Genomic DNA, 26,006 nt, shown 5'->3' on the forward strand with positions numbered 1-26,006 from the left:
ACCGCGCACGCCGAACACCCGGTCGGGGTTCTCCGATGAGTCAGTACCGGGACTCCGGTGGCTGGTGCACTGGTGCCTGGTGGACACGATCCGCGTTCACCAGGCGCACCGTGCCCAGGGCCTCCACGGAACGGAGAGGACCGATCTCGCGCAGCGGAGTGACGTCCACAGTCGCCGGCCGTTTGCTCGCCGAGAGAACCAGTTCTTCGAGTCCTGGGAAGGCGGTGGCCACCTCCGCCAGATCCTGGCCGTCCTCGGTATCCATGAGCCGGAGCAACTTGACGCGAGGAAACGGAGTACCTGCGACGGCGAAGGCACGTAGCAGACGGGCACTGACCACCAGCGTGGTCAACGACGGCATGTCGGCCAGTGTCCTCAGCCCGCGGGGCGGCGGTGGCGGTGGAACGTCGTCCGACTCAAGGAGGCGCAAGGCGGTCAGTCCTGGCCAGACATCCCGAAGCGGCGTGAGGTCGGTGACGGTGCTGGGAATGCCCAGGTCCTCGATAGGTACCTCGGTGGGCAGTTCGTCGAGGTCACGACAGATCATTCCGTCGCCCACGTAGAGGTCACGAAGACCGGTGAGCGCGTTCAGACAACGGTAGTCGCTCACCCCGGGCAATTTTCGCAGGAGCAGCTCGTGGATGGGCAATTCCGCCACGGGGGAAAGGTCGGTCACCATGGGCCCCTCGATAAGGGCGAGGCGGTCCAGGTGGCGGTACCGCCTGAGAAAGTCGAGGTGGTCGAGGCGCTCGCAACTCAGGGAAAGTTCCTTGATGTGCTTGTCGCGCAGCGCCTGTGTGATCTCTACGTCCGTGAAGGGTCCGAACAGGGCCAGGTAGGGATGGGGCGGGAATTGGGATAGAGCCGTCAGTTCGGTATGCGTGCGCACCTGGAGGTGCGGTCTGTCCTCCAGCGACAGGCCGGACAGGATGGCCTTCTGGTACCTGGTGTGGTCGAAGTCGCCCCATCCGCTGAGGATCAGGTTGCTGACGCTCGGGGAGGGGTGGTCGCGGAATTCGGCCAGCTTCGGCAGGGCGGCGTCGCTTCCCACCAGGGTGGCCGTGTAGACGACGGCCGATGCCTCGCGGGCGGTCAACCCCTCTGGGCCCGGTAAGAGTTCCAGCGCCACGTGCCCCACCTCGGCCAGCACCTTCGCCTCGTCGTAGGTCCTGGGCGGCAAAAGAGCTGCCGCGCGCAGTTCCACCTCCTGGCGCACTTCCGGATCCAGTTCGGTGGCGTGCTCCAGGCAGGCAGCGGCGAGAAGGTGCAACCTGACACGGTGTCGGCGTACCTTGTCGCCGCGCTTGATCAACTGGGTGAGTAGGCGCCTGCGTTCATGGGGCCTACCGTGTGCCACGGCCATGCGGACGACGTCCTCCCACTGGTCCAGGTGGGCGTTGCGGACCAAGAGGGAGAAGTCGCGGTGTTCGATGACGGCCCTTGCCGCGAGATAGTCCTGGAAGGTGCGGTGCACGAAGTCGACCACACCCTCGGCGGGCTCACGGAGCAGACCCGAACGGGTCAGCAGACGCCGATAGACCTCCTCGGCGGAGGCAGAGGTGACCACGTCACGGTTCATAGCAGGCAGAACCTGGTCGATGAGGGCGACGGCGTCCTCCCGGTCCATCTGGGAGTGGCCGTTGCGAATCAGCCAGTAAGCCAGCCTTTCCAGAAGCAGGACTTGTGACCTGTAGTCCATCCACATGCCGTCGTCGATGCTCCGCTGCAGGTCGCGCCGTTCCAGCAGCATGCGTAGACCCGCCTCGTACAACTCCTCGCGGCCCCGGGGCAGGAAGCCCCGGCTGGTTCGGTGCAGGGCGCAGATCAGGCCGCACATCAAGGGGTTGCTCGCCAGTCTTGAGAGATCCTGCCTGCTGCGGACGGCCGTGATCAGAAGGTCGGCCTCCTCCTGATCGCTCCCGGCCGCGACGTGCCAGCGCTTGATGAAGGTGGTGACGTCCTCACCGTTCATCGGCGCTAGTGACAGTTCGTGGAACTCGTCTGCCTCCAGCCAGTTCTCCCGGACCGCCGAGGGCCGTGCGGTCACCAGCCAGACGTTGCCCGGGAACTCGCGGAGCAGGTTCCGCAACCATCGGCGTGTGCCGTCTCGCTGCGATTCCGGTACCTCGTCGATGCCGTCCACCAGGAGCAGGGCGCGCCCGGCGGTGAGGACCCGTTCGGTCCAGCCAGTCGGTGCCGTGTGCGGGCATCCGACCACCGTCAGGAAGTCGGACGGAACGGGGAGTTCGCGTCCCGCACGGGTGAGGGAGCGCAAGGGCAGGACGAACGGGACGCGTCCGAAGAGGTGGGCCAGGTTTCTGCTCGGACGACATTCAGCGGTGGTAACGGCTAGCCACTGCACCAAGGTGGTCTTGCCGGCCCCGGCGACACCGCGCAGCAACACCCTTCCCCGGCCCGCGAGGGCCCGCTCGGCCCGCTCTGGTCGGGCGGCCGGGCGGCCATGTTCGCCCGCGGCCTCGATGTTCGCCTGCTGCGCCTTGCCGTCCACGGTCTCCAGGCTCAAGTAGGCGTCGTCCAGGGGCCATTCGTCGTCGACCTCGATGCCGAAGATGGTGAGGCGCCCGTGCCGGTGGACGAGGTGCCGCCGGTAGCGCTCCTCGAAGTCGGCGTCCTCGGTGCGCTGGGTGGGGAGACGTTGAATGAGCGAGTCGACGGCCTCGACCAAGCGTCGGGTCTGCCGGGCCTCCTCCACCAGGGTGCGGGCCACGAATGTGGAACGCCTGGTGAAGAAGTCGATGATGTGCAGGCAGGCGACCTGGAGTAGCTGGTCGTGGAGCTGTTCGGCATCATAGGACAGCAGGTTGTGCGGCCTTGCGCTCAGAGCGGCCGCCAGCTTCTCGGGTCCCAGTGCTACGGCCTGGACGTCGTCCATCTCCAGATCACCGAGCCGGTACAGGGAGAGTGCCAGGGACCGGACCACGGCCTCGTGTTCGCCGACCGCGGGAGTGTCATGAGGTCCGGCGGCTGAGACGGCTCGCTCCAGCAGCCGCCGCACCAGCTTCTCCAGATCGCCGATGGTCAGCGAACGCTTCTCACCCCGGAAGGAGACCAGCGACCCGATGCGCACCGGTTCGGCAACCAGGCCCGCACCGGGCTGATCATTGCGGAACAGTTTCCTCACCAGCGGCGTCATCGCCGCCGATCCCAACCGCAGAGCTACCGTCCCGGCATCCACATCTGCACCTCCGGCCAGAGCGTAGTCGAGTCGACCCCGCGTGTCCCATCAACTGCATTGGATGAAGCCTCCGTTCGCGGCATCGCTGACCCCGCTCCGGGCCCCTCCCGGCGACCGAGGGTGCTGCGTGGGGGGTCTTTCACGTGGGGATACTCCCGGGCGGAGCTGAGGCAGCCGCAGTGGGGAGGGCGGCGGTGTTGCGCCGGGGGGGCTGCGGGAAGGGATGGGTGGTGGCCGCCCGGGGCGCCATGCCGGCTTCGGGCAACCTGGGGGCGGTGTTGTCGCCGGTGGGCACCGGGGGCGGCGCCCACTTCCTCCGAGTCGATCCCCGCCGGATCGTCAGCGTCGGGGGCCTGCGGCGCTGCCGGGCAGGCGCCGGAGGGCAGAGGCTACTCCAGCAGACGTGTCCGGCCGGGGCGCGTGCGACTGCGCACCCGGACGGGTTCTGGCACCCGTCCTGCTCGGCGTACGGCGTGGATACTGCTCACCGTCAGTACGGCGGGGCGGTGGCAGCCGGACGCAGGAGCGTCTGAGCGCATGGTCGGCCGGTTCGCCAGAGCGGGCCGCCCTCTTCTGCTGCTCTGACGGCCTGCTGATGGGCCCGGACGACGGTGGAGTCCACCGACGCGGTCCAGTCGATGTCGTCGTTTTTCATCCGCCGATGCCATGACGGCGGCGAGATGACAGGCGCCCCTGGATACGCCAGTAGCTCCCGCATCAGTGATGCGGCGGGCTGGGCGCACCATCTGCCGCGGACCGCTACGGAAATAGTGCATGGATCGAATACTGCCTCTTCACCGCTCCCGGGACCGAGCCCCGAGCGGTCCGATCACTGCAAGGCGACACCCCGCAGCACGGGCGGCCGCCGCTGGCATTCCAGGTCCCGGTGAAGGCACACCCGCGAGATGGTCAGCCGTGACATCTGGCTGAGCACCGCGCAAGCCCGCGTTCCCCGCTCTCCCAGGGCGTCGAGTCATCGCAACGGCTCGGACGGCGCCGGTGGGTGATCGAGGGGACGATGTCCTGGCTGACCGGCTATCGCCGTCCCAACCGCCGCTACGAACGCCATTCCCGCAACTACCTGGCATTCCTCGGCCTCGTTGCAGCCCTCTCGTGCTACAAACGGCTCGTCCGCCTCCCCAGGCAGGACACGTCTTGGGAACCCTCGCTGCCGCCCCCCACCTGTTGGAAGAAGCTCGCTCGAATGATCAATCGGGACCCGCTCCTATTGACTCATCGTGGTGACGAGGGTGGAGGAGATGTGGGCCAGGGTGGGGTCTGCGGCGATGAAGAACGTTTCGACTCCGGCCAGTTCGTGGTTCATCCGGGCCATCGGCATTTCGTAGTCCAGGTCGCGAACGCCGCGGACTCCGCGGATGACGACATCGATTCCTACCCGGCGGCAGTAGTCGACCAAGAGGCCGCCGGTGTGGGAATCGACCGTGATGTTCTTCAAATCGGTTGCTGCCGCGCGGAGCCGGTCCAGCCGTTCCGTGATGGGCAAGCGGCCGGTCTTGTTCGGATTGAACATCACGCACACGACGACCTCGTCGAACAGCAGGGCAGCACGCCGGAGTACATCCTGGTGCCCTTGAGTGACCGGGTCGAAGGATCCTGGGAACAGGGCTCGCATGATCGGGAAGAGTAACAAGCGGCCGTCCCCGGTGGCGAAGTGCCAGGGCTGCCAACCACCAAGATCAAGCGTGACAGGGAGAACGCTGGATCCGCTCGGGATACGCGGTAACCGGACCGCCGCCGCCCTGTGCTGCACATCCCAGTCGCCCAACAGCGCAGCCTCGCGGGACGTCGCTTGCCACGGCAGAGCGAAGGACGATGGAAAGGCGGCAATGTCAGAGCCTCATGGCACAGTCACCGGCCATGGACACCGAGACGTTCTGGCAGCTCATCGAGACCGCGCGTACGGCCGAGGCACCGTTGCACGAAGCCCTGATCCGGCTGCTGGCCGCGCGGGGCACGGAAGACGTACTCGCCTTCCATGCCTGTTACAACCAGCTCGACACGGTCGTGGACCGGTGGGACGTCTGGGCGGCCGCCTACCTCATCGGCGGCGGTTGCTCGGACGACAGGTTCATGGACTTCAAAGCGGGCCTGATCGCTCTGGGCCGCTCGTGGTACGAACGCGTTGCGCTCTGCCCCGACGCCCTGGCCGAGCACCCCGACGTGCGGCGGGCCATGGCAAGCGGCGTCGAGGAGGCCGTTTTCTACGAGGAGATGGGGTTCATAGGGCCGCCGGTGTATGGGCGGATCACCGGGAGCGAGGACGGTTTCTATCCGTCCTTCGACCACTACCTCAGCCGACTCAGCGGGCTGGGTAACGAGCAGCACGACATGGGTGAAGACTTCGACTTCGACGATGCCCAGGAGATGCGTCGGCGGCTCCCCCGACTGGCTGCCCTCTGCCTCAAGGAGACGTCGTAGCCTGCCGCCCGCCACTGCCCTGCTTCCCGTGCCGTCGCTGGTCCTCAGCAGGAGACAGTAGGCTAGGGCGGCACGGATGACTTGCGCGGTTCCAGCCGAGGCCCCTTGGGCGGGCAGGATGCCGCCAGGGTGGGGCTCCCGGGCCGAGGGCTGTTCGAGTGTCCTGGCGCCGCGGGCGGTGGCCGATGCGGTGTCGGCCGCCGCCCGCGGGAAGAGATGCCGGTTCGGCCGGCTGGAGCGTGTCGAGGTGTCAGGCGGTCGGGCTGCCCGCGACCCACTGCTTCCACGGCATGTTCCCGTCGCTGAGGCCGTTGTCCGGGCTCCTCACCCCTTGCGCGCTGTCCAACTACGAGCCGGTCATTCCCCGATGCCGTGGGCGAGGAGGCTTTCGGCGGTCTCGGCGATGGTGTCCTCTATGGGACGTGCCCGCCACCCCAGGAGGCGTTCCGCCTTGGCGCTTGTGGCGTCGAGATCCCGGCCGAGCTGGTGCCGCAGCAGTCGCAGTTCGGGGTTCACGACGCCCAGCGCGCGAGTGAGCCACACGGGCAGTTCACGGGTCGGGGCCTTCGCGGCGCGCTCGCCCAGGCGGTCACGGAGAATGCGCGCGACGTCGACGAGGCGCAGGCTGTGCCCGGCGACGGCGAGGAAGCGCTCGCCGGCGGCTGCCGGGTGGGTCATCGCGCGCAGATGCAGGTCCGCCACGTCGCGCACGTCGACGTAGCCCATTCCGAAGGGAGGGCACGCAGGAATCCGTCCTTCGAGCATTCTGCGCACAAGGCGCAGGGAGGGTGGGTCGTCCGGGCCGAGCAGTGGTCCGAAGACACCCACGGGATGAACTGCCGCCAGTTCCAGGCCGCCGCCTTCGTCTTCGATGAACTGCCAGGCGGCGCGCTCGGCGAGCGTTTTGGACCGCTGGTAGGGCGGGATGTCGTTGTCGATGTCGGTCCAGTCCTCCTCGGTGAACGGGGTCGAGCGCGGGGGATGCCCGATCCCGACGGCTCCGAAGGCGCTCGTCAGGACGACGCGGCGCACGCCGGCGTCGCGAGCGGCGCGCAGCACCCGCAGGACGCCTTCGCGCGCTGGGACCACCATCTCGTCGTCGTTCGCCGGTTTACTGCGCAGGGTCGGCGAGGCGACGTGGAGGACGGCATCGCAGTCGGCGACGGCCTCGTCCCAGCCCTCGGGGTGCTTGAGGTCGGCGCGTACGACCGTGAGGCGGTCGTCTTCGAACGCCTGGGCTGCGTGAAGCCAGGAGCGCAGAGCCGGCTCGCGCCGCGGGTCGCGGACCGTGGTGCGTACGGTGTGCCCGGCGTCGAGCAGGGTGAGGACGCACCAGCTGCCGATGAATCCTGTGCCTCCGGTGACCAGTACCGGTGTCATGTGTGTCTCCTCAGTTCGAGACTTGTGCTTCGAGCGGTGCCTGCCGGCACGTCGCATGACGTCGCTGGGCGGCCAGGCTGCTTCCGAGGAGGGCGTGGCCGATCATGATCGGGTAGATGACGGCGCGCTCGAACATGCCGATGTTCCGCATCCAGCCCGTGAACACGTCGGCCATGAAGAGGGGGAACGCGATCAGCCCGACGGTGCCGAGTGCGATGCTCGCGATCGACCGGCTCCTCGGGAGGCCGATGCGGGCTCCGCCGGCTCCGACGGCGATCGCCATGATGTTGCCGGCGAGCATGACTCCCTGAGCGCCGAGGGTGTGGAAGACGATCAGGCCGTTGTCGACATTGGTGCGGGAACCCTGGAAGACGCCGACGAGCGAGACCCCGACGCCGGCGAGGACGGCGAGGATCAGGATGCTGATCGGGCGGGTTCCCTTGCGTGGGTCGAACACGAGGAACGCGCCGATGATCAGGAAGATGCCGTAGATCACCCAGCCGGTGTCCATGACGGCGCCGAGGGGGGAGTCGGCGACCTGTCCGAACGCGATCTGGCGCGGGCCGGTCAGGCCGAGGTGGCTGACCCAGTCGTGGAAGGGCGAGTACGGCGGGTCCCGCCAGGCCGCGGCGGTGATGAACTCGGCGAGCCAGGACAGGAGCGGGCCGAGCAGGATGAGGAGGGCTCCGGCGCGGGCAGCCGGGCCGGTGCGGACGATGCGGTTCACGAAAGGGCCATGCCGGGGACGCGCCGGCGGATGGCCTCCAGTTCGGCCTCGTCCGAGACGCCCTGCCAGTCGTACCGCGGCGTGTACGGCGACTCCAGGGCGCGCACCTCGTCGTCGGTGAGCTCAAGGTCGAGGGAGGCCACGGCCTCGTCGATCTGCCGGATCGAGCCGGCGCCGACCAGCGGCGCGGTGACGACCGGCCGGCGGCGCAGCCAGGCGAGCGCGACCTGTGCACGGCTGACGCCGTGAGCGTCCGCCACCTGGCCGACCGCGTCGATGATCGCGCGGTTGGACGCCTCCTGCTCGGGCGAGTAGAGCAGGTCCGCGTAGGCGCCGTCCGTCTCCGAGCGCGCCGTCGAGCGGGCGTCGTCCCACGCCCGGGCGAGGCGGCCACGGGCCAACGGGGACCAGATGATGGTGCCGACGCCCTCGTCCAGGCACAGCGGGATCATCTCCCGCTCCTCCTCACGGGCGAGCAGGTTGTAGTGGTTCTGCATCGACACGAATCGCGCCCAGCCGTGCTGCTTCTGCAGGTGCAGCGCCTTCGCGAACTCCCAGGCGTGCATGGAGGAGGCGCCGAGGTAGCGGACCTTGCCGCACTTCACGAGGTCGCTGAATGCCTCCAGCGTCTCCTCCCACGGGGTCGCGTGGTCGTTGCGGTGAATCTGGTAGAGGTCGATGTAGTCGGTACCGAGGCGGCGCAGCGAATGGTCGACCTCGGTCATGATCGCCTTACGCGACAGCCCCCGTCCGTTCGGTCCCCACCGCATCGGATGGCGCAGCTTCGTGGCGATCACCACGGCGTCGCGGTCGGCGAAGTCCTTGAGCGCGCGGCCCAGGATCTCCTCGCTGGACCCGTTCGAGTACATGTTCGCGGTGTCGAAGAAGTTGATCCCCGCCTCCACCGCGTGCTTGATGAGCGGGCGCGCCTCCTCCTCGCCCATCGACCAGACGGGGTGGCCCCGGTCGGGCTCGCCGTAGGTCATCGCGCCGATCGCGATCGGCGACACGTCCAGGCCGGTGGTGCCCAGCTTGATGTACCGCATGATGCTCCTCTAAAGTAAGTGGAGAGGTCTCCACATAACGTAGTGGAGAACTCTCCGCTTAGCAAGGTGAGGTCCCGTGGTCCGTTCAGACGCTCGCGAGAACAGGGCGCGCATCCTCCAGGCCGCCCGCGAAGCGCTCGCGGAGGACGGCAGCGCGTCGATGAACCAGATCGCCCAGCGCGCCGGTGTCGGCCCGGGCACCCTGTACCGCAACTTCCCCACCCGCGAAGCACTCGCCCTCGCCGTCTACCAGGACGAGGTCACCCGCATCGTCGGCAGCGTGCCGGGGCTGCTCGCCGAGATGCCGCCCCTCGAAGCGCTCCGCCACTGGACGACCGACCTAGTCGAAGCGATGCGCCGGAAGCACGGCCTCGGCGACGCGCTCAGCCCCGGCGCGCACCAGGCGATCAGCGAGCAGAGCTACGAGCCGGTCATCGCCGCGATCACCGAGCTCCTCGACGCCGGCAAGAAGGACGGAAGCATCCGCACGGACGCCGACCCCGGCGACTTCCTCCAGCTCACCGGCGCACTGTGGCGCGCCGCGTCCGGTCCCGAGGACCGGTCACCCCGCATGCTCGCGCTCATCCTCGACGGGCTGCGCACACCACCGCGGCGGTGACGGCCTCCGCACACAGCCGCAGCGGTAGAGGTCGCGTACCGGAACTCCGCTGACGGTTTCAGATCCGGGCGAGCATCAGGCAAGGGCGCCCGCGGTGTCGGCCGGTGGGTCCTCCTCAGCGGGCGGTGGGTCCTCTCAGTGGGGGGTGGGTCCTCCTCAGGGACCGGTGGGTCCTCTCGGCGGGCGGGTGCGAGCAGTTCCTGCGACAGGGTCCACAGGCGTCGGGCGTCGTCCGGGTCGATGGCGTACCGGACGCCCCATGCAGGGTGCAGGAGCAGCGGTGCTCGACGACCTCGGAGCACAGGACGACGACCCTGGTGAAGCCCGATCAGGAGGCGTGCGGCATCTGGTACTCGCAGGCCCGCATGAGATCGGTGGCCGTTCTCCACCTGTCCGCGGCTACGACGACCTCGTCCACGGCGTCGCAGGTGTTGCTCGCGTCAGCCGGCACTGATCTCAAGGGTCGATCAGTGGGCGAGTCGATCGGCGGACAGCAGCCACCGCCGGCGCCGACGCTCGGTGACCAGGGTGACGGCGGCCAGAAGGGTCACACAGACCGCGGGCCCAGGCGGCCACGCCACCCACGAGGAGACCACGGCCGCGACCAACTGGAGCAGCACCAGCAGGATCGTGGCCCAGCCCGGCACCGGGATGATCACGTTGGCCTTGTCCCCGGGGTCGAGAAAATCGTAGGGAGGCCGATCAGAACGACCACGGACGCGACGGCGAGCAGCCATGAGTGGTCGGCCAAGGCCCAGGGGGTGGCCACCCACGCCAGGAGTTCCGTCGCGAAGCGCAGGGCGGACGTAACTCGGCCTCCGGTCGTTGAGAGGTCGTTGCCGCACGAGTGTCGTCGGTCACTCGCGGACCATCTCACATCGCGCCGTCAGGGTCCCAGTGGTTGGTGAGTTGCCGTCAACTTCCAACGCCTGACGTTGTCTCGGTGGAGTATCCGTGGCGTCACACCGTCAACTGTCCCTGTCGGCCTCGTCGACGGGCGGGGCGCGGATCCGCGCTGACGAGGTGGCCGTATGGTTCGAAGCGAACCCACCTCAGCAGGGCGAACGGACAGACCTGCCTCTCTCCCCCGAGACGAAGGATCGGCTATGCCACATGCGACCGAAGAGCCCGCACACATCTCGGTGTCACCACCGGACCACCTGTGCACCGAGCAGTGGGCTGGCCTGTCCCTCGCCGTTCTGCAAGGCGTTGTCGAGGGCGTGGACCGGGCCGGCCTCCGGGGCGCGTGGGCATCCGATCTCGGGGTGGCCGCGGTGAAAGGGCTGCGGGACCGGCTGGACGAGCTGATGGCGGAGGAACATGACGGTGAATGAGCCGGTGCGGTAGCTCGGCGAGCATGTGCTGAATGACGTGTTCAGCTGACCGGTGGCGACCGCAACGACGTCACCCGGCTGATGCCGCTGCTGGACAAGGTCCCAGCCGTGGCCCGTGCCGTCGGCCGGCCCAGACGCGACGCCGTCCGCCCAACCGGTGCCGGGAAGACGCGACATGCTGTTCGCGGACCACGGTTACGACACGACGGATACCGGCTGCGACTGCTCTGGCGGCGGGGCATCCGCCCTGTGATCGCCGCACGCTCTCAGCGGCAGGAAGCGGCCCGGACACCTGCCGCTGGTCCGCGCCCAGACGACCGTGACGGTCCGTCTGGGCGCTGCTCACGTCTCAGTAGCTGTAGAACGCCGCATCCGAGGCGTACAGCTCGTCGGCCACCGTGGCCAACAGATCATCGCTGGAACCCCGGTCGCACATCTCGCCCAGCGCCTGCTCGAACGCCTCGATGCTGCTCGTCGCCGGGGAACGGTCGCCGTCGGTGCCGTCGATGCCCTTGGCCTGAATCAGCAGCTCCTCGGCCGCGTCCCAGCGCTCACCGTCGCTCAGGCGCCCCACATAGTCCGAGCACGTCTGCGCCCCGTACGGCACGCCCCCGCCCTTGTCGTCGTCGGAGTCGCTACCGCATCCGGCAACGGCGACCAACAGAACCGCGCCGGCCAGCAACTGGCCCACCCTGCGCATCATGCAGCCCCTCCCCTTCGCCCGGACCCTCCCCGGCCCGCGCGCCGCAGGCCATTGAAGCACCAGCCGGTCCCGCCCCGAGCCCCCGGCCCAGGCGGCCGCGCGGCCCGCAGCGGGAGCACGTGTGCTGAGGAGGCTGTAGATGTCGGCCTGCTGACGTCTCGGCGTCGCCATGATGGGGCCGCACCGGGTGTGACGGTCCGGGCCACGACCCTGCGGGGAGGGGACGCTTGCGGGTGTCTCGACGCCCCACCACTCTGGCATTTCCTCTTCAGGGACACGGACGACTGGCGGGGCCGGACTCCTCCCGGCGTTGTCGCCAAGACAGCGAGCAGCCCGAGCAGTTGATCGCGGCGGCGCCGTGCGCTGGTTGCGGACACGTCGTTGCCGCCGGCCATGTCGGCCGGCCAGGCGCTGGTCGCGCCGCAGTACGGCCAGGACGATGGTCGCGATCCTCCCGGGCGGCAGCGCCCGCCACCTCGACCGTATCGCTTTGCCGCCACCGCCCAGGTGGCGTTGACGGTTCGCAGTGGCCGCACTCTTACGGCCTTGGGGGCCCCGGCTTCCGGCTCGCGTCGGACCTGGACTACTGATCGACCGTGAAGATCGCCGCGCGGCCGTTCCGTGCTGCCGTGCGGTAGAAGTTCTTCAGCCCGGGCAGGAATGTCTGGGTGTAGCCGATGTCCTCCGTGTCGCCGGCCCGGGCACCGAGCACGTGGTGGGGCGTTCGGCCCCGCTCGCCCTCCACGCTCTGCCGTCATCTCGTGAGCACGGTTAGGCGACCGGTCGTATAGTTGCGCTCATGGAGAGTGCCGGTGATTCCCGAGAGAAGATCCTGCGCGCTGCCCACTCGCTGCTCGATCAGCGTGGCTACTTCACCCTGGGTTTGGCGGAGATCTGCCGGAAGGCCGGAGTGCCCAAGGGGCGTTTCCACTTCTTCTTCGCGTCCGAAGAGGCACTCACGCTGAGCGTGATCGACGAACATGGGGACGCGCAGTGGCGGACATGGCGTTGCCTTCTCGATCCTGGCACGGCGCCCCTGGTGCGGCTGCGGACGCTGTTCGAGGCCACCACGGTCCGACAGCGCGAGGGGCAGCGGGTCTGCGGCACGGTCTCCGGCTCCCTGTTCGCCAACGCCGCGGTGGCCACGGGCGGTTCGACCGATGCCGTCCGCGTACGCCTGCGGGAGGTGTTCGAAGCACAGCTGGCCGTGGTCGAGTCGGTGGTTGCCGATGCCCGGCAGCGGGGCCGGGTGCACGTCTCGGACACCCGCGTGGCCGCCCGATCGGTGATGGCACAGCTTGAGGGCCGGGTACTGTTCGCCAAGCTCCACAACGACACGGCGCAGCTCGGTCCGCTCTGGGCCGACTGCCTTGCACCGCTGGGTGCCCACTCCCAGGGAGCCCCGGCCCGGACCGCCTCTGCCGTCCGGGCGAGCCGGTGAGGCGGTGAGGCGGTGAGGCGGTGAGGCGGTGAGGCGGTGAGGCGGTGAGGCGGTGAGGCGGCCAAGGATCCAGGCGCTGGAGGAGGGCCGCTTTGACCTTGCTGACCGACTCCGGCGAGTGCGCTCTGCGCAGTGCGGTCAGCAGCCCCTGTGTGCGGAGGCACAGGAGGTCCGGGCTGTCTGGGAGGTACGGCCTACCACCAGGGAGCAAGCAGGTCGTGGCATCGGTGTGCGGGGCGGGCGCAGGATTGCGGGCGGAAGACCGGGGAGCGACAGTCCCGCAAGATCGATGACGGGGGTTCCCCGTCAGGAACAGCCGTCGTCCGCCGGTCGGCGGCTCGTCTCGCGTCGCGTCGTCCAGAGTCCGCGGGGCGCACAGCCGGGAGGTACCCCATGTATCGGAAGCACCCTGGAGCGGGTCCGCTCACGGTGACGGTGTTCGTCTTCCCGGGGGTACGGCTGCTCGACGTGACGGGCCCCATCGAGGTCTTCGCCTCTGCGAACGACTGGGGTGGGGAATACCGGGTTCAGGTCGTGTCCGAGGACGGGGCGGATGTGGTCACCGCCGCCGGGACGCGTCTCGCCGCCGACCTGTCGGTCGACGACGTGCACGAGATCTGCGACGTCCTGGTGATCCCGGGTGGCCCGGAATGGGAGACGCTGGTCAAGGACGACGCGTTGCTGGACGCTGTACGGGGACTGAGCGGCAGGGCCCGATGCACGGCGTCGGTGTGCACGGGAGCCTTCCTGCTGGCCGCGGCGGGGCTCCTGGACGGCCGGCGGGCGGCGACCCACTGGCGGCAGACGCGTGAACTGGGCCGGCGGTACCCGTCGGTGCGCGTCGAGCCGGACGCCATTTTCGTGCGCGACGGGAAGATGATGACGTCCGCCGGTGTCACCGCCGGGATCGACCTGTCCCTGGCCCTCGTCGAGGAGCACTACGGGGCGGAGGTCGCCCGCGCGGTCGCCAAGGACATGGTCGTCTTCATGCAGCGACCCGGTGGCCAGTCGCAGTTCAGTGCCCGCTGCCGGGTTCCGAACCCGCGCCATGAGACGCTCCGCGAGGTCTTGGACTCGGTCGCGGAGGACCCCGGAGCCAATCACTCCGTGACGGCGGTGGCCCGCAGGGCGGGCGTCAGCGTCCGGCACATCACGCGCCTGTTCCACGAAGAGGTCGGCACCAGTCCCGGCCGGTACGTGGAGCAGGTCAGGCTGGAGGCCGCCCAGGCGATGCTGGAGACCGGTGACGACCCCATGGCGGTCGTCGCGCGGCGCACGGGTTTCGGCTCGCCCGAGTCGCTCCGCAGGGCCTTCGTACGCCACCTGGGCGTGACACCGGCCGCGTTCCGGGCCGGTTTCCGGACGACCGGCCTGGGCGCCGGCGACCGCACCTCCGCGGCGGACCCGGCGTAGTCCAGGCGTCCGTGCACGGACGGCGTCGGGGCTGTCCGACTGGAACCCGCGAGACCACCTCGTCTCACGGTCTACGGCAGCGTCCGGGACCGCGTCGAATCCGTGTCCTGCGGGTGGGCCGCCTGCCCCTGGGCGCGATCGCGTACGGTCGCGCGGCGGAGCCAGAGCTTGGCGCCCACCATGGCGGCGAACACGACGGCCCAGAACGCGGCGGCGATCCAGACCTCCCAGCGGCCCACACCCGTCATCCACGAGGTTCCCGTGGCACGTCCCAACTCGTGCGTGGCGACCGCGTACATGCCGACCGGGAAGACGAGGTTCCACCAGCCGAGCTCGTAGCGCAGCGGAATGCGGCGCAGGGCGTGCCGCCATACGCCCAGGGCCAGCAGGAGAGGGATGAGCCAGCTGGAGAACGACCACAGGACGACGGACGACCCGACGAGGAGCGGGCGCGACAGCACGGCGCCGCCGGGCGGGAGCGCGATCAGCCGCACCGCGGCGAGCACGGCGATCGCCGCCGCCCCCATGAAGATCCAGACGGACGTCATCAGGCCTTCTGGCTGGACCGGCCGGGCCAGCAGCCGGGCCAGGACGATCGCGGCGGTCAAGAGGTACTGCATCAGGCCGACGGACCAGCACACCGCCGCCAGCACGGGCAGTACGTGGCCCGGGGTCACCCGAGCCAGCGAGGCCGCCGCGACCGCCACCGACTCCGATCCCACCGCCCACAGGAACCAGGTACCGTTCACCTGGTCGAACGAGGGCCCCCGTTTCAGGGTGGTGATGAGCGCGATCGGAATGCCGTAGTCCAGCACCACCCACGCCAGCGTCCCGAACGCCAGGAAGGCACCGGCGACCGCGGTGTGGCCGTCCGGCACGAGGCGCGCGGCCAGCACGTTGGAGGAGATGGCCAGGGTGAGGAACGCGAAGGCGCGCGGCCCGAGGAGATCCGCGACGAACCGCTCCCGCCTCCGCAGCAGCCGCCAGCCGTAGGCCGGCACGAGTACGGCGAATCCGGCCAGCGCCACCCACAGCAGTGCCGCGGAGGCGGTGCCGGCGCCGATGACGTACAGGGCCGTGGAGACGATGCCGGTGCCCATGACGAATGCGAGCGCACCCGCGTTGAGGTCGGCCACCGCGGCGGAGAAGCCCGCGCGCCAACCGGTCGGCCGGAGACCGGACCCGGTACCTCGGGGCGTGGGAGGCTCGGCATCCGGACGCCGTTCATCGCGGGGGCCGGAGCCGGTGAGCCATTCGGCGAGGACCGCGGCATGGCTGTGGGCTGTGTCCTGGGCGGCGGTCAGCAGGGTGAGGCCGCCGCGTTCGGCCAGGTCCCCCAGTCGGGCAGCCGCGTGCTGGTGCCGTTGGTCGCCCAGTTCGGTCAGGTAGCGGCGGCGGAACTCACCGAATTGCAGGGGGTTACGGCCGTACCAGCGCTGCAGTTCGACGGACGGTGCGACGTCCGGCACCCACGCGTCGAGCGGCGCGCCATCCCGGCGCGCGCCCTGCGGCCAGACCAGGTCGACAAGCACACGCACGCCGTCCTCGGACGGCGTCTGCTCGTCGATTCCACGGCAGATGATCTTGGCTGTCACGCATCCTCCGCCTCTATGGCAGAACATTTTACGATATGTACATTTCATTGTCTTTCGGGCGCTGAGACGGTTCGGGCACCGTCCGGCACCGCCGCGGCAGCAGCCCCCGCGAGGACCTGAGTGATGGTGTGCGCAACGGCCTGGGCTGCCAGACCCGCCTCCGCGAGAATCTCGGCACGGCCGGCCTGCCGGGGAAACCCGTCGGCCACGCCCAGGGCACGCACCGGAGTGCGAACGCCGGCCTCCTGCAGGGCCTGGCCCACGGCGGTACCCCCTCCCCCGTGGCGCAGGCCGTCCTCGACCGTGACGACCAGCGCGTGACCGGCGGCGAGGACGGTCAGTTCACCGGGAAGCGGCTGACCCACAGCGGGTCCACCACGGTGACCTCGACCCCGTCCTGGGCACACAGCCCCGAGCCTCCCAGGCCAGCCTGCCGGTCAGGGCTCCGTCGCCCACCACGGCGACGATGTGCCGGTCCGTCTCTCCCGCGAACGCTCCGGCTTTGGCCATGCCGTCGGCGTAGGACAGGGCAGCCGACGCGTGGGAGTGCTCGATGTGGTCGTGCGCGGACTCCTCCCGGCTGGGGTATCCGGACAGACTGCCGCGCCGCCGCGGGCCGGTGAACTCACCGGCCCGCCCCGTCACGATCCTGTGGACGTACGCCTGGTGCCCGACGTCCCACAGCAACCGGTCACGCGGGGAGTCGAAGACCCGGTGCAGTGCCAGGGGATTGCACCGCGCCGAGGCGTCCACCGATCTGGAGAATCTGCCGTCGCGACGGGTGCTGCGCCGCAACGGGTTCAGCCCGTACGGCATCGGGCGCTCCTTGATCCTTCTTGACGGGAGCCGGCAGGACGGGCTGTTGTGGGAGCGGGTCCTGGGCGACTGACTTACCGTTTCCCGGCGAGGGCCTCATGCCCGCGGTTTCCGCGGGATCCCGCCAGACGACACCAATCCGCAGCGCACACATGACCAAGACCAACGCGTGCACGCGGACACCGGCGTGGTGCCCCTCCTCACCCCTGAAGACGACAGCGCAGGATCCCAGCACTCAGCGGCTCCCAGGCCGCCCCCGCGAGGGCCCGCCTGCGGGACCACCTTTGCGCCACGTCCCCGCCCCGGTGCGGACGGAAGCCCACACGATCCACCGGGGCGGGCCGGGGGCCGTCAGCGGAAGGCTGCCTCCACGAGCTCCTTCTGCTCGGCGGCATGCCGCCTGCTGGAGCCCACCGCGGGGGCCGAGGCGGACGGTCGGCCCACCAGTTCCAGGGAGCGGTCCGCACACCGCTCCACGTGCGGCCTCACGAAGGACCACGCGCCCTGGTCGCCGGCCTCCTCCTGCACCCACCGCACCTCGGTGTCACGAGGGAAGCGGGCGAGTTCCGCGGCGAGTTCGGCGTCCGGGAAGGAGTACAGGCGCTCAAGCCGGACGATCGCAGTGTCCCGCAGGCCGGCGTTCCGCCGGTACGCATCCAGGTCGTAGAAGACCTTCCCCGAGCACAGCAGCACGCACCGGACCCCGGCGCCGTCGACCGCTCCGTCGGGCAGGACCGGACGGAAGGAGCCCCCGGTGAAGTCCGTCAGCCCGGACGTGGCCTCCTTCAGCCGCAGCATCGACTTGGGGGTGAACACCACCAGCGGCCTCCTGCGCCCGGTGAGCGCCTGCTGCCTGAGCAGGTGGAAGCAGTTGCCGGGCAGCGTCGGGACGGCGACGGTCATGTTCCCCTGCGCGCACAGCTGGAGGAACCGCTCGATCCTGCCCGAGGAGTGGTCCGGACCCTGCCCCTCCAGGCCGTGGGGCAGCAGCGTGATCCCGGAACGTTCTCCCCACTTCTGTTCCGACGACGCGATGTACTCGTCGACGACGCTCTGCGCGCCGTTGGCGAAGTCGCCGAACTGGGCCTCCCACAGCACCAGGGCGTCGGGCCGCTCCAGCGAATAGCCGTACTCGAAGGCCAGGGCCGCCAGCTCGGACAGCATCGAGTCGTAGGGGGTGAAGTCCGCGGTGCCCGCGCCGAGCCCGTTCAGCGGGGTGTGCTCCGCTCCGGTGCGGCGGTCGGTGAGCACCGCGTGGCGCTGGCCGAAGGTGCCGCGACGGGAGTCCTGACCGGCCGGCCGCACCGGAACCCCCTCCATCAGCAGCGAGCCGATAGCCAGGATCTCCGCGGTGGCCCAGTCGACGGTTCCGGTGTCCAGCATCGTGGTGCGCCTGCGGAGCTGCGGCAGGACGCGCGGGTGGACGGTGAAGTCCGCGGGCTGCCCGGTCTGGGAGGCGATGACGTGCCGGGCGGTGGCCTCCGTGATCGCCGTCGGCACGCGCGCGGCGGTGCCGTCCTCGCAGCCCGTGGGGGTGGCGGGCCTGGGGGGAACCGGCCGCCGGCAGGGCCCGGGTCTCGGCGAAGGCCCGTTCCAGGCGCTCCCGGTAGTCCCGCAGGGCGTCCTCCGCCTGCCGCTCGTCGATGGCCCATGGGGTGCGCGCATCGCTGACCGTGTGGCACCACCGACGCTACGGCAGCGCCGGAACGGCGCCGGGGCCCAAGAATGCCGGGGAGGCGTCACATCGGGACGTGCCCCTGGGCCGTGCCGTGCCGGTGGACGCGGCGTCCGCCGGGAGCGGGGGCCGGATGTCCTGATGTGAGGGTGCCATGGCACGCGGAGTGGTGCGGCGGCGGGCGCACGTCACCGTAACGTCGTAGGGCCAGCGAGCCGACGGCTGCGGCCGCGGCCCGTGTGGTGTCGGGCCGGGGTGCCGGTGTGCCGATCGCCGACGGTGATTCCCGATCAGAGGAAAGAAGCGTTCTCCGCCGTGACATCCCATCCCAGCGACACCCCGTCCCTCCTGCCCCGGAGCGGCTCGGGGGCCCCGCAGACCACCCACGCACCGTCCCGGCTGCCGGCGGCCGGCGGGACGCGACGCCCGCACCTGGGCCCCAGCTGGTTCGCCGCGGTCATGGGCACCGGCATCGTCGCCAACGCCGCGGTCACGTTGCCGCGGAGCGCTCCCTGGCTGCATGACGCGGCCACGGTGGTCTGGGCGGGGGCCGCGGTGCTGCTGGTCGTCCTCGCGGCCCAGTACCTCGGGCAGCGGGCGCTGCGGGCGCACGTCACCGATCCGGTGCTGGCGCCGTTCCTCGGGGCCCCGCCGATGGCACTGCTCACGGTGGGCTCGGGCGCGCTGCTGTTCGGCGGACCGGTGATCGGGGCGCGGACGGCCCTGACCGTCGACTGGGTGCTGTGGTCACTGGGCACCGCACTCGGCCTGGCCGCGGCCTGCGTGGTGCCGTACGTGATGGTCACCCGGCACCGCTTCGGGCCGGACGCGGCGTTCGGCGGCTGGCTGATGCCGGTGGTGCCGCCCCTGGTCTCCGCCGCGACGGGCGCACTGCTCGTCCCGCACGCACCCACCGGCCAGCCGCGGCTGGCGCTGCTGCTCGGCTGCTATGCGATGCTCGGGCTCGGCCTGGTGGCGGTGCTGCTGGTACTGGCCATGGTCTTCAGCCGCCTGGTCCACCACGACGCACCCACGGGAGCGGTGGTGCCCACGGTGTGGATCGGTCTGGGCGCCGTCGACCAGGCGGTGACGGCGATGGGCACCCTCGCCGCGGCGGCGCCGAGCGCGTTGTCCGGGTCGTACGCACGGGGCGCGGCGGCCTTCGCACTGCTCGGGGGGCTCGGGCTGTGGGGCTTCGCGATGCTGTGGCTGGTGCTCGCCACGGCGCTGACCGTACGGCAGTTGCGCTCGGGACTTCCCTTCGCGCCGACCTGGTGGGCCTTCATCTTCCCACTGGGCGCCTGCGTCACCGGCACGAGCGCGTTGGCCACCCGCACCGGGTCGCAGCCCCTCGTCTGGACAGCGGTCGTGCTTTACGTCCTGCTCGCGGCGGCCTGGACGGTGGTGGCGTGGCGTTCGCTGCACCACGCCGCCGGACACACCGGCCGCAGGAAAGCCCGGACGTGAACGCCGCCGCCCGCCGCCGCCCGGCGATCCCTGCTCGTTCGCCCGCGACGAGATCACTCCCTGCGCCGCCGCAATGCCCCCCATCGCCAGGTCCGTTTCCGGCGGGGTGCCGTCGAGCGGCGGGTTGGTCACAGCCCGTCGGCCCGGGACACCGTCGTGAGCGCGCCCCGGACCCGTATGACGTTGTGGTCGGTGTAGGCGTGCACCAGCCGGTGGACGTCGGCCGGCAGCGGCCCTGCGGGGAGCTGGTCGAGGTACTGCTCGGCCTGCGTCCGGCTGGTGCGGGAGGGCCCCTCCCACACGCGCTGTCCGGCCAGTACTCGCAGGTAGCGGTACGGGAAGCCGGGTGGTGGGGCATGATGCCCGTCCCGTGCACCGTTTCGGGATCCTCCTGCGCGCAGGACCTGAGCGGCCAGTACGACACCGACGGTGTGTCCACCGCGGACGCCAAGCAGCAGGGGAACCTGGACGGCAAAGGCTGGAGCTTCCCGGCCGGCCAGTTGCCGGCGCCCGGACTCACCTCGGTTGCCACGTCAGCGGGTCGGCGGACGGGCGGACCGTGCGGATCTGGCACGGTGCCCTGTCCGTCGACCGAAGCGGACGGCGGAGTCGGTCTCCTCGACGGGCGGTGAGCAACGCGAAGGTCTTCGCCCTGAGCGGCCGGGCCTGATCACCGGGCCCCGGCACGCCGTGGCACCGACGGCCTCCCGGGGCCCGCCGCGGCGGCGTGGGCGGCTTCCGGCGCGGCGTGTTCCTCCGCGGTGTCACCCGGTCCCGGTGAGACCCAGTTGCCGCAGCATGCCGAGTTCGTCACTGCTGCCCCAGCGTTCGACGAGCCTCCCGTCACTGTCGAAGCGGCTGATCTGCATGCCCCGGTAGCTCACCTTCCTGCCGGTGGGCGGGTGCCCCATCAGCGGTCCGAGGTGTGTTCCGCTGATGGTGTAGGCGAAGGCCAGCTCGTCATCGGTGGCCACGAGGTGTTCCACCGCCACGTTCACGTCCGGGAAGGCGGCGCGGAGTTCGCCGAACATCGCCTTGTACCCCGCGGGCCCGGGCCCCTGGCCGGGGGCGGGGTCGTGGTCGATCGAACCGGGCGCCACGACGCTGTCCAGGGCGTCGAGGTTCCCGGACATGACGGCCTCTGCGAAGGCGGTCTGGGCGGCGATGTTCGTCTGTCTCGACATAGCGCTCCTCCTGCGCCGAGTAGGCCACCGGTCCAAAGCGGCCGGACTTCGCCGGGCACCCGCGGGTGCGGGAAGGCGGGGTGGCGGGGAGGCGGGGTCCGTCGGTCCGCGTACTCGCCGGGCGACTGCCGCGTACTCGCCGGGCGCCTGCCGCGCGTCCCACCGCAATGGCCCAGCCCGCTCCCCGGCCGACCGGGGCCGCAGCAGAGACCCGGGCCCGGCACACGTATGCCACCGGCGCAGCGACCCTGTGCCACGGTCTCTCCAGTCTCCCCCTGTGGCCACGCGAGGGCACTCCGGCAGGCGATGAGTAGCAGTGCGCTGCCGTGGCATGTGCTCGATCGAGCGACGACCCTTCTTCCTCAGGGCTCGCGCGCTCACGGCCACGGCCTGCCGCGACGGCGGTCCGGCGCGCGCGAAGTCGAGGTACCCGGCGGGCGTGTCGAAGTGGGCGGCGTACGACGTGAGCACGGGGCTCGTCCTTCCGGGCCGGTGGCGGTGCGGTGCGATGTAATGGGCGCGACGGGTGAGGACCGTAGGCGTGCCGTGGACCGCCTGCTCGTCGCCCACCATCACGCGTGTCGCCACCCGCCTCGCAACGTACGGCGCTTCACGGCGCGCGGGCGCTCCCGGGGTGCCGGTCCGCGTGGGGATCTCCGTCATTCCGCCCTGCGACCCGCCACGCGCATCATCCGCGCGAGGGACGCGCCGAACCGCAGCACGCCGCTTCCGGCGGGCGAGCTGATCCGGACGCGCGGGGCGCCTCGTCCCGCCTCCAGCAGGTTCGCCGAGCGGTTCTTGCGGTGGAGTCGCCGAGGCGGCTCGACCTCTCCGGTGGCGGGTGAAACGGGCGTGGCCGCCGTACCGGACGGGCCCCAGAGGTGGTTCGCCGGACCGGCCGTCGCCGGGGACGCCCGTCGGGTTCGCGGACGCGGGCGGCATGGTGATCCTCGGCTGCCCGCATTCGTTCAGCGCCAGGCAGAGGGCAGGCCGCATGAACCTCGGCGTCGGGCGCCCGGCCGCGGCTCGCGCGACGGTCGTCGCCGGGCACCGGTGGCGGGCGGGCCGATCGTGCCGCGGCCGCACCGGACGGCGACCGACGGGGCTGATCCTCTGCCCCCCTGACCCCCTGCCCACAGCACCGAACGGGACTGGAAACCTTCTGCGGCGGCGCGGCGGAACCGCACCGGGCGGGGCGCACCGGACGGCGCGGGTTCCGCGTCGCGGAATCGGCCGGACACTCCGCTGGGAAAGCGGGAACAGGTCAAAGGTCCAGGACGACGTCCTGAGCGGGTTTGGAGCAGCAGATGAGGATGTTTCCGTCACCCGGCGGCTCGACGGGATCGGGTGAGTAGTCGACGCTCCCCGACATCAGGGCGAGTTCGCATGTGTGGCACACCCCGGTACGGCACGACCACTGGACCGGGACGTCGCAGGCCTCGGCGAGTTCGAGCAGGGAGTTACGGGTGTCGTCCCACGCGACGGTCAGCCCACTGCGTGTGAACGAGACGGAAGGGCCGGTGCCGGCAGGGCCCGCGGGCTGGTGCGGCGCCCTGGCCGGCGGCGCGCCTTTGATGCCCGGAGTGATCGAGGGGCCGGAGCTGAAGTTCTCGGTGTGCACGCGTGATGCTTCCAGGCCGGCCTTGACCAGGGCGTCGGTGACCTCGTCCATGAAGGTCACCGGGCCGCAGATGTAGGCGTCGGCATCGGTGGGCAGGCCCAGGCCGAGAAGCCGCTCGCTCGTCAGGCGTCCCGTCTGCGCGTAGTCCTCGCCCTGCCGATCTTCGGCGTTCGGCCTGCTGTAGTAAACGATCGACCGTGCGTGGTCCAGGCTCTCCAGCAGGCCGCGGGCCTCCTGGGCGAAGGGATGCTCCGTGCCGTTACGGGCGCCGTGCAGCCACCACACCTGCCGTCGGGAGCGGGCGCTCGCCAGCGAATGCAGCATGGCCAGCACGGGCGTCACCCCTACCCCGGCGGACACGAGAACCACCGGACGGTCGCCGTCGGACAGGCAGAACGTGCCGCGGGGCGCGGCGATGTCCAGGCTGCCACCGGCGCGGGCGTGTGCGCGTAGATAGTTGCTCGCCACACCATGTGGCTCCACCTTCACGCTGATCCGGTACGTCCCCGTGCCGGGCCGGCCGGACAGCGAGTAGCTGCGAATCAGCGGTGGCCCGTCCTCCTCCGGCCGTATTCTCACGGTCAGGAACTGCCCTGGCAGGGCAGCCGGCAGGGCGGAGCCTTCGCCCGCGGCCAGGGACAGGCTGATCACGCTCTCGCTCTCGGGCCGGACGTCCGTGATCGTAAGGGGGCGGAAGCCGGTCCACGCAGGGGGCGGGGCGCTGGATGCCGCCGTGAGGCCGGCGCTGCCCGACGCCGAGCCCGGCCCCCGTTCCGCCTGCTCCAGGAGCGCGTGCATCGACCCCTGCCAGCCCGGACTGAGGGCGGGGATCCGCAGAGCCCGCTCCACCTGCTCGCGAGTGTGTCCGGGGAGGTAAAGGACCGAGTCGATCTCCTCGACGGTCATCGCTTCGGGGCCGGTGGAGACCTTGACGATCTCCTGCCCGGCGCTCACCTCCCCCTCCTCTATGACACGCAGGTAGAAGCCGGGCCGGTGATGGGCGACCAGCAGCGCCGCCATCTGCGGCTCTCCCAAGCGCAGGCCGACCCGGTAACACGTCACCCTGGGCTGTGAGACCTCGAAGAGGGCACCGCCGATGCGGTACCGGTCACCGATGCACACCTCGTTGTCGGGGAGCCCGTCCACGGTGAAGTTCTCACCGAAGATTCCGGGCGTCAGGTCGTCGCGTCCGAGTTTCCGCGACCAGAAGCGGTAGGACTCAAGCTGGTAGACCAGCACTGCCCGCATTTCCCCGCCGTGTCCGCCCAGATCGCCCTGACCGTCTCCGTCGATGTTCAGCCGCCGCACCATCCGCGGCCCGGACACGGGGTGTTTGTACACGCCCGTGTAGACGGTCCTGCCCTGCCAGGGCACGTCTGCCGGCATCCCTACGTTGACCGCGACCAAGGTCGCCACCGCTCACCCTCCTTGTCCGGGGTCCCGCTCCTGGCGCGCTACAGCTGAGGACGTGGCCGAGGAATCCATGGATGTAGCCGCTGATGGCGTCGAGACACGTCTCCAGGGCGAAGTGACCAGCCTGACCAGCCGACAGCAGATGGACTTCGGCGTCCGGCAGGTCACGGGAGGAGGTCCGAGCGCCGTCCCGTCCGAAGATCTCGTCGCTTTCGCCCCGGACCGCGAGCAGCGGCACCCTGCTGGTACGGAAGAAGCGAGATGGCGGAACATATGGGAACTGCCAGGAAACCCGAGCAGCGGCAAAACCACCGGCACTTCGCTCGGGCCCGCCTCGCGGTGGAACACCTGTGGGCCGGCGACCGTCGTCCGGTGGTACGCAGGGAGCATGCCGACCTCGCTTCCCGGGGATCCCACGTCTACGGTCTGCAGGGCGCTACGGCACGTTGCCCACGCTAGACCCGGCCTCGGGCAGCGGCCACTCCGGACCCCAGACGATCTGGAACGATGGGTCGAGAACGGCTGGGGTGTGGGATGGGGCCGTCCACGGAGCGTCGACGACAACAGAGTGCTGGATGCGGTCGGTGAGCAGTTCTGGGGCCGTGGCCACGCGGGCCACGCCGCCACGGCGCTGGGCGGTATGGTCGCCGCCACCGGCCTCGGCAAGGGCGGCCTGCACCTGCACCAGCTGCCTCACAGCAGTGGGTCGAGGGAGCTGCTGGGTGCCAGGCGCGGCGGGATCGGCGGCGGGGGCGCGAGCGCCGGCGCCGCGGGCCCGTGCCGCCGGCGACTCAGCCGCTTCGGAGGCAGCCGCTTGATTCACCGGCTGCCTCCTGTTCTTCGGTCTGCTCGGGCGAGGCACTGGTCTGGGTGGTGGAACTCGCCGGGGACTCGTACGTGCCATGGGGGCGGGCGGGCCTTCGCTGGGTGAGGCTGGAAGCGTGAGCATCCGTAGCGACCGGCCGGTGAGTACCGAGCAGATCCACGCGGCGCTGGCCGCTCTGGCGGCTGAGCCCGAGCCGGATCCGAAGAAGCGCCCCGAGGGGCCGCGGGAGAAGGAGCGCCTGCAGCTACTGGGGAGTCTGCTGGCGAAGACGGAACTGGAGATCACCGCTGCGACCCGTCTGACCGAGGAAGAGGAGATCGAGGACGTCCTTGAGACGTTGCTCGGTTGGGGGGAGCAGCTGGGAGGGAACCCCGACCTCGCGGTCAACGTCCTGACGAACCGGCTGCAGCGCACCGCGGTGCAGGTCTCCGAACCCGAGGCGGAGGAACTGCCCCCCGGCCGCGAGGCCGCCTTCGCCGCAGTCATGACAGCGGTGTACGCGCTCGGCGCCCAGCTGCACGCGGACCGTGGCGACGAGGAGGGGACGCGACATGCTCTGAGCGGGGCGGAGGAAGCTCTGATCGACATCCTGCAAGGCATGCATGACCTGCGCGTGGCCATCGGTGACGCGGCCGGGCCGGCGAGCGAAGGCAACGGCTGACGCGCTGGGAGCCTGGCGGGCGCCATCGGCCTCGCCGTGGCGCTCACCTCGGGATTACGTGTTGGTGCGTGATAGCGGGTGAGGCAGAGCTGTCGTTCAGGAGACGTGGTTCAACCGTTTGCGGTGCGGTCGGAGACGGGCCGGCGATGGGCCGGTAGGTGGCGGGCAGCCGGTCGTGTCGGTGGGTCCAGCGGGTCACTTCCATGTTTGTGGTCGGCGAGGGCGCGTTCGACGGTGATGCGGTCGGATGAGGGTCAGTGGCGGTCGCGTTCCCAGGGGGTGCGTGCACGGGTGGCAGTGCTGCTCTCTTGTTCGGCTCCTCGGACGTGCGATGGCCTGGCCCGGGTGGTCACGTCTCAGCTCGGCACTTTCCAAGTCGAGCCGGGTTCGCAGAGCGAACAGGCGCTACAACGTCTGGTCCGCTCCAAGGCAGCGCCGCGTCCGCCGACC

22 protein-coding genes and 3 pseudogenes are annotated in these 26,006 nt (G+C 70.4%); 9 read left to right on the forward strand and 16 right to left on the reverse strand.

Annotated elements, in window-relative coordinates; all coding sequences use genetic code 11:
* Nucleotides 1-40: 40 nt before the first annotated feature.
* Nucleotides 41-3,196 carry an NACHT domain-containing protein gene (locus ACH4LD_RS33410; protein ID WP_398057815.1) on the reverse strand — a complete coding sequence of 1,052 codons (3,156 nt, stop codon included), beginning with the start codon at nucleotides 3,194-3,196 and terminating at the stop codon, nucleotides 41-43.
* A gap of 961 nt (nucleotides 3,197-4,157) precedes the next feature.
* Here ACH4LD_RS33410 and ACH4LD_RS33415 point away from each other — a divergent pair.
* Nucleotides 4,158-4,334: pseudogene (locus ACH4LD_RS33415) on the forward strand (transposase); the annotation flags it as partial.
* An 87-nt stretch (nucleotides 4,335-4,421) separates the two neighbouring features.
* Here ACH4LD_RS33415 and coaD read toward each other — a convergent pair.
* The gene (gene coaD / locus ACH4LD_RS33420) at nucleotides 4,422-4,829 is read right to left on the reverse strand and encodes a pantetheine-phosphate adenylyltransferase (RefSeq protein ID WP_398057814.1); all 408 of its coding nucleotides are present in this window, start codon (nucleotides 4,827-4,829) and stop codon (nucleotides 4,422-4,424) included.
* Nucleotides 4,830-5,074: 245 nt separating this feature from the next.
* On the opposite strand from coaD, the gene ACH4LD_RS33425 reads away from it, so the two are divergent.
* Nucleotides 5,075-5,635, forward strand: coding sequence for a DUF4240 domain-containing protein (locus ACH4LD_RS33425; protein ID WP_398057813.1), 561 nt, complete (start codon nucleotides 5,075-5,077; stop codon nucleotides 5,633-5,635).
* Between the two features lie 357 nt (nucleotides 5,636-5,992).
* Here the strand turns inward: ACH4LD_RS33425 and ACH4LD_RS33430 are convergent, their stop codons facing one another.
* From ACH4LD_RS33430 to ACH4LD_RS33440, 3 genes are read right to left on the reverse strand one after another with little or no spacing between them, the layout of a single operon-like run.
* A complete protein-coding gene (locus ACH4LD_RS33430; RefSeq protein WP_398057812.1) occupies nucleotides 5,993-7,015 on the reverse strand; it encodes an SDR family oxidoreductase in 1,023 nt (340 codons plus the stop codon).
* A 10-nt stretch (nucleotides 7,016-7,025) separates the two neighbouring features.
* Nucleotides 7,026-7,742, reverse strand: a complete 717-nt coding sequence (locus ACH4LD_RS33435) for a DUF998 domain-containing protein (RefSeq protein WP_398057811.1) — start codon at nucleotides 7,740-7,742, stop codon at nucleotides 7,026-7,028.
* Nucleotides 7,739-8,788 carry an aldo/keto reductase gene (locus ACH4LD_RS33440; protein ID WP_398057810.1) on the reverse strand — a complete coding sequence of 350 codons (1,050 nt, stop codon included), beginning with the start codon at nucleotides 8,786-8,788 and terminating at the stop codon, nucleotides 7,739-7,741. Before ACH4LD_RS33440 ends, ACH4LD_RS33435 begins: the two co-directional genes overlap by 4 nt.
* A gap of 76 nt (nucleotides 8,789-8,864) precedes the next feature.
* Here ACH4LD_RS33440 and ACH4LD_RS33445 point away from each other — a divergent pair, with 76 nt between their 5' ends.
* On the forward strand, nucleotides 8,865-9,407 hold the full coding sequence (locus tag ACH4LD_RS33445) for a TetR/AcrR family transcriptional regulator (RefSeq protein ID WP_398057809.1): 543 nt from the start codon (nucleotides 8,865-8,867) through the stop codon (nucleotides 9,405-9,407).
* 328 nt (nucleotides 9,408-9,735) lie between these two features.
* On the opposite strand, the gene ACH4LD_RS33450 is transcribed toward ACH4LD_RS33445, so the two are convergent.
* Together ACH4LD_RS33450 and ACH4LD_RS33455 are read right to left on the reverse strand one after the other, a co-directional pair.
* Entirely contained in the window at nucleotides 9,736-9,858 is a 123-nt protein-coding gene (locus ACH4LD_RS33450; protein ID WP_398057808.1) for a hypothetical protein, read from the reverse strand.
* A 16-nt stretch (nucleotides 9,859-9,874) separates the two neighbouring features.
* Nucleotides 9,875-10,066: a hypothetical protein gene (locus ACH4LD_RS33455; protein ID WP_398057807.1), complete on the reverse strand. Its 192-nt coding sequence runs from the start codon at nucleotides 10,064-10,066 to the stop codon at nucleotides 9,875-9,877.
* A 447-nt stretch (nucleotides 10,067-10,513) separates the two neighbouring features.
* Between ACH4LD_RS33455 and ACH4LD_RS33460 the strand changes: the two genes are divergently transcribed.
* A complete protein-coding gene (locus ACH4LD_RS33460; RefSeq protein ID WP_398057806.1) occupies nucleotides 10,514-10,741 on the forward strand; it encodes a hypothetical protein in 228 nt (75 codons plus the stop codon).
* A gap of 39 nt (nucleotides 10,742-10,780) precedes the next feature.
* Nucleotides 10,781-11,026, forward strand: a pseudogene (locus ACH4LD_RS33465) (hypothetical protein); the annotation flags it as partial.
* Between the two features lie 64 nt (nucleotides 11,027-11,090).
* Here ACH4LD_RS33465 and ACH4LD_RS33470 read toward each other — a convergent pair.
* Nucleotides 11,091-11,432 (reverse strand): hypothetical protein, encoded by a 342-nt coding sequence (locus ACH4LD_RS33470; protein ID WP_398057805.1) that lies wholly within the window; start codon nucleotides 11,430-11,432, stop codon nucleotides 11,091-11,093.
* 595 nt (nucleotides 11,433-12,027) lie between these two features.
* Nucleotides 12,028-12,189 (reverse strand): hypothetical protein, encoded by a 162-nt coding sequence (locus ACH4LD_RS33475; protein WP_398057804.1) that lies wholly within the window; start codon nucleotides 12,187-12,189, stop codon nucleotides 12,028-12,030.
* A 54-nt stretch (nucleotides 12,190-12,243) separates the two neighbouring features.
* Between ACH4LD_RS33475 and ACH4LD_RS33480 the strand changes: the two genes are divergently transcribed.
* Both ACH4LD_RS33480 and ACH4LD_RS33485 read left to right on the forward strand, forming a co-directional pair.
* The gene (locus ACH4LD_RS33480) at nucleotides 12,244-12,885 is read left to right on the forward strand and encodes a TetR/AcrR family transcriptional regulator (protein WP_398057803.1); all 642 of its coding nucleotides are present in this window, start codon (nucleotides 12,244-12,246) and stop codon (nucleotides 12,883-12,885) included.
* Between the two features lie 393 nt (nucleotides 12,886-13,278).
* Nucleotides 13,279-14,298 (forward strand): GlxA family transcriptional regulator, encoded by a 1,020-nt coding sequence (locus ACH4LD_RS33485; protein ID WP_398057802.1) that lies wholly within the window; start codon nucleotides 13,279-13,281, stop codon nucleotides 14,296-14,298.
* A 71-nt stretch (nucleotides 14,299-14,369) separates the two neighbouring features.
* Here ACH4LD_RS33485 and ACH4LD_RS33490 read toward each other — a convergent pair whose 3' ends face one another.
* The 4 genes and pseudogenes from ACH4LD_RS33490 to ACH4LD_RS33505 form a co-directional block, all read right to left on the reverse strand.
* Nucleotides 14,370-15,893, reverse strand: a complete 1,524-nt coding sequence (locus ACH4LD_RS33490; RefSeq protein ID WP_398057801.1) for a DUF488 family protein — start codon at nucleotides 15,891-15,893, stop codon at nucleotides 14,370-14,372.
* 44 nt (nucleotides 15,894-15,937) lie between these two features.
* Nucleotides 15,938-16,258, reverse strand: coding sequence for a transketolase C-terminal domain-containing protein (locus ACH4LD_RS33495; protein WP_398057800.1), 321 nt, complete (start codon nucleotides 16,256-16,258; stop codon nucleotides 15,938-15,940).
* Between the two features lie 49 nt (nucleotides 16,259-16,307).
* Nucleotides 16,308-16,619 (reverse strand): annotated as a pseudogene (locus ACH4LD_RS33500) (1-deoxy-D-xylulose-5-phosphate synthase N-terminal domain-containing protein); the annotation flags it as partial.
* 441 nt (nucleotides 16,620-17,060) lie between these two features.
* Nucleotides 17,061-18,209 (reverse strand): hypothetical protein, encoded by a 1,149-nt coding sequence (locus ACH4LD_RS33505; protein ID WP_398057799.1) that lies wholly within the window; start codon nucleotides 18,207-18,209, stop codon nucleotides 17,061-17,063.
* Between the two features lie 490 nt (nucleotides 18,210-18,699).
* On the opposite strand from ACH4LD_RS33505, the gene ACH4LD_RS33510 reads away from it, so the two are divergent.
* Nucleotides 18,700-19,851, forward strand: coding sequence for a TDT family transporter (locus tag ACH4LD_RS33510; protein WP_398057798.1), 1,152 nt, complete (start codon nucleotides 18,700-18,702; stop codon nucleotides 19,849-19,851).
* A 128-nt stretch (nucleotides 19,852-19,979) separates the two neighbouring features.
* Here the strand turns inward: ACH4LD_RS33510 and ACH4LD_RS33515 are convergent, their stop codons facing one another.
* The 3 genes from ACH4LD_RS33515 to ACH4LD_RS33525 form a co-directional block, all read right to left on the reverse strand.
* Nucleotides 19,980-20,153, reverse strand: a complete 174-nt coding sequence (locus tag ACH4LD_RS33515; RefSeq protein ID WP_398057797.1) for a hypothetical protein — start codon at nucleotides 20,151-20,153, stop codon at nucleotides 19,980-19,982.
* 462 nt (nucleotides 20,154-20,615) lie between these two features.
* Complete coding sequence (locus tag ACH4LD_RS33520; RefSeq protein ID WP_398057796.1) at nucleotides 20,616-21,035, reverse strand: ester cyclase; 420 nt, start codon at nucleotides 21,033-21,035, stop codon at nucleotides 20,616-20,618.
* Nucleotides 21,036-22,299: 1,264 nt separating this feature from the next.
* Nucleotides 22,300-24,072: an MOSC domain-containing protein gene (locus tag ACH4LD_RS33525; RefSeq protein ID WP_398057795.1), complete on the reverse strand. Its 1,773-nt coding sequence runs from the start codon at nucleotides 24,070-24,072 to the stop codon at nucleotides 22,300-22,302.
* A gap of 938 nt (nucleotides 24,073-25,010) precedes the next feature.
* Between ACH4LD_RS33525 and ACH4LD_RS33530 the strand changes: the two genes are divergently transcribed.
* The gene (locus ACH4LD_RS33530) at nucleotides 25,011-25,556 is read left to right on the forward strand and encodes a hypothetical protein (RefSeq protein WP_398057794.1); all 546 of its coding nucleotides are present in this window, start codon (nucleotides 25,011-25,013) and stop codon (nucleotides 25,554-25,556) included.
* Nucleotides 25,557-26,006 lie beyond the last annotated feature (450 nt).

Origin of the sequence: Streptomyces sp. NPDC017676 (assembly GCF_044329325.1) — a bacterium.
Classification (GTDB): Bacteria; Actinomycetota; Actinomycetes; order Streptomycetales; family Streptomycetaceae; genus Streptomyces.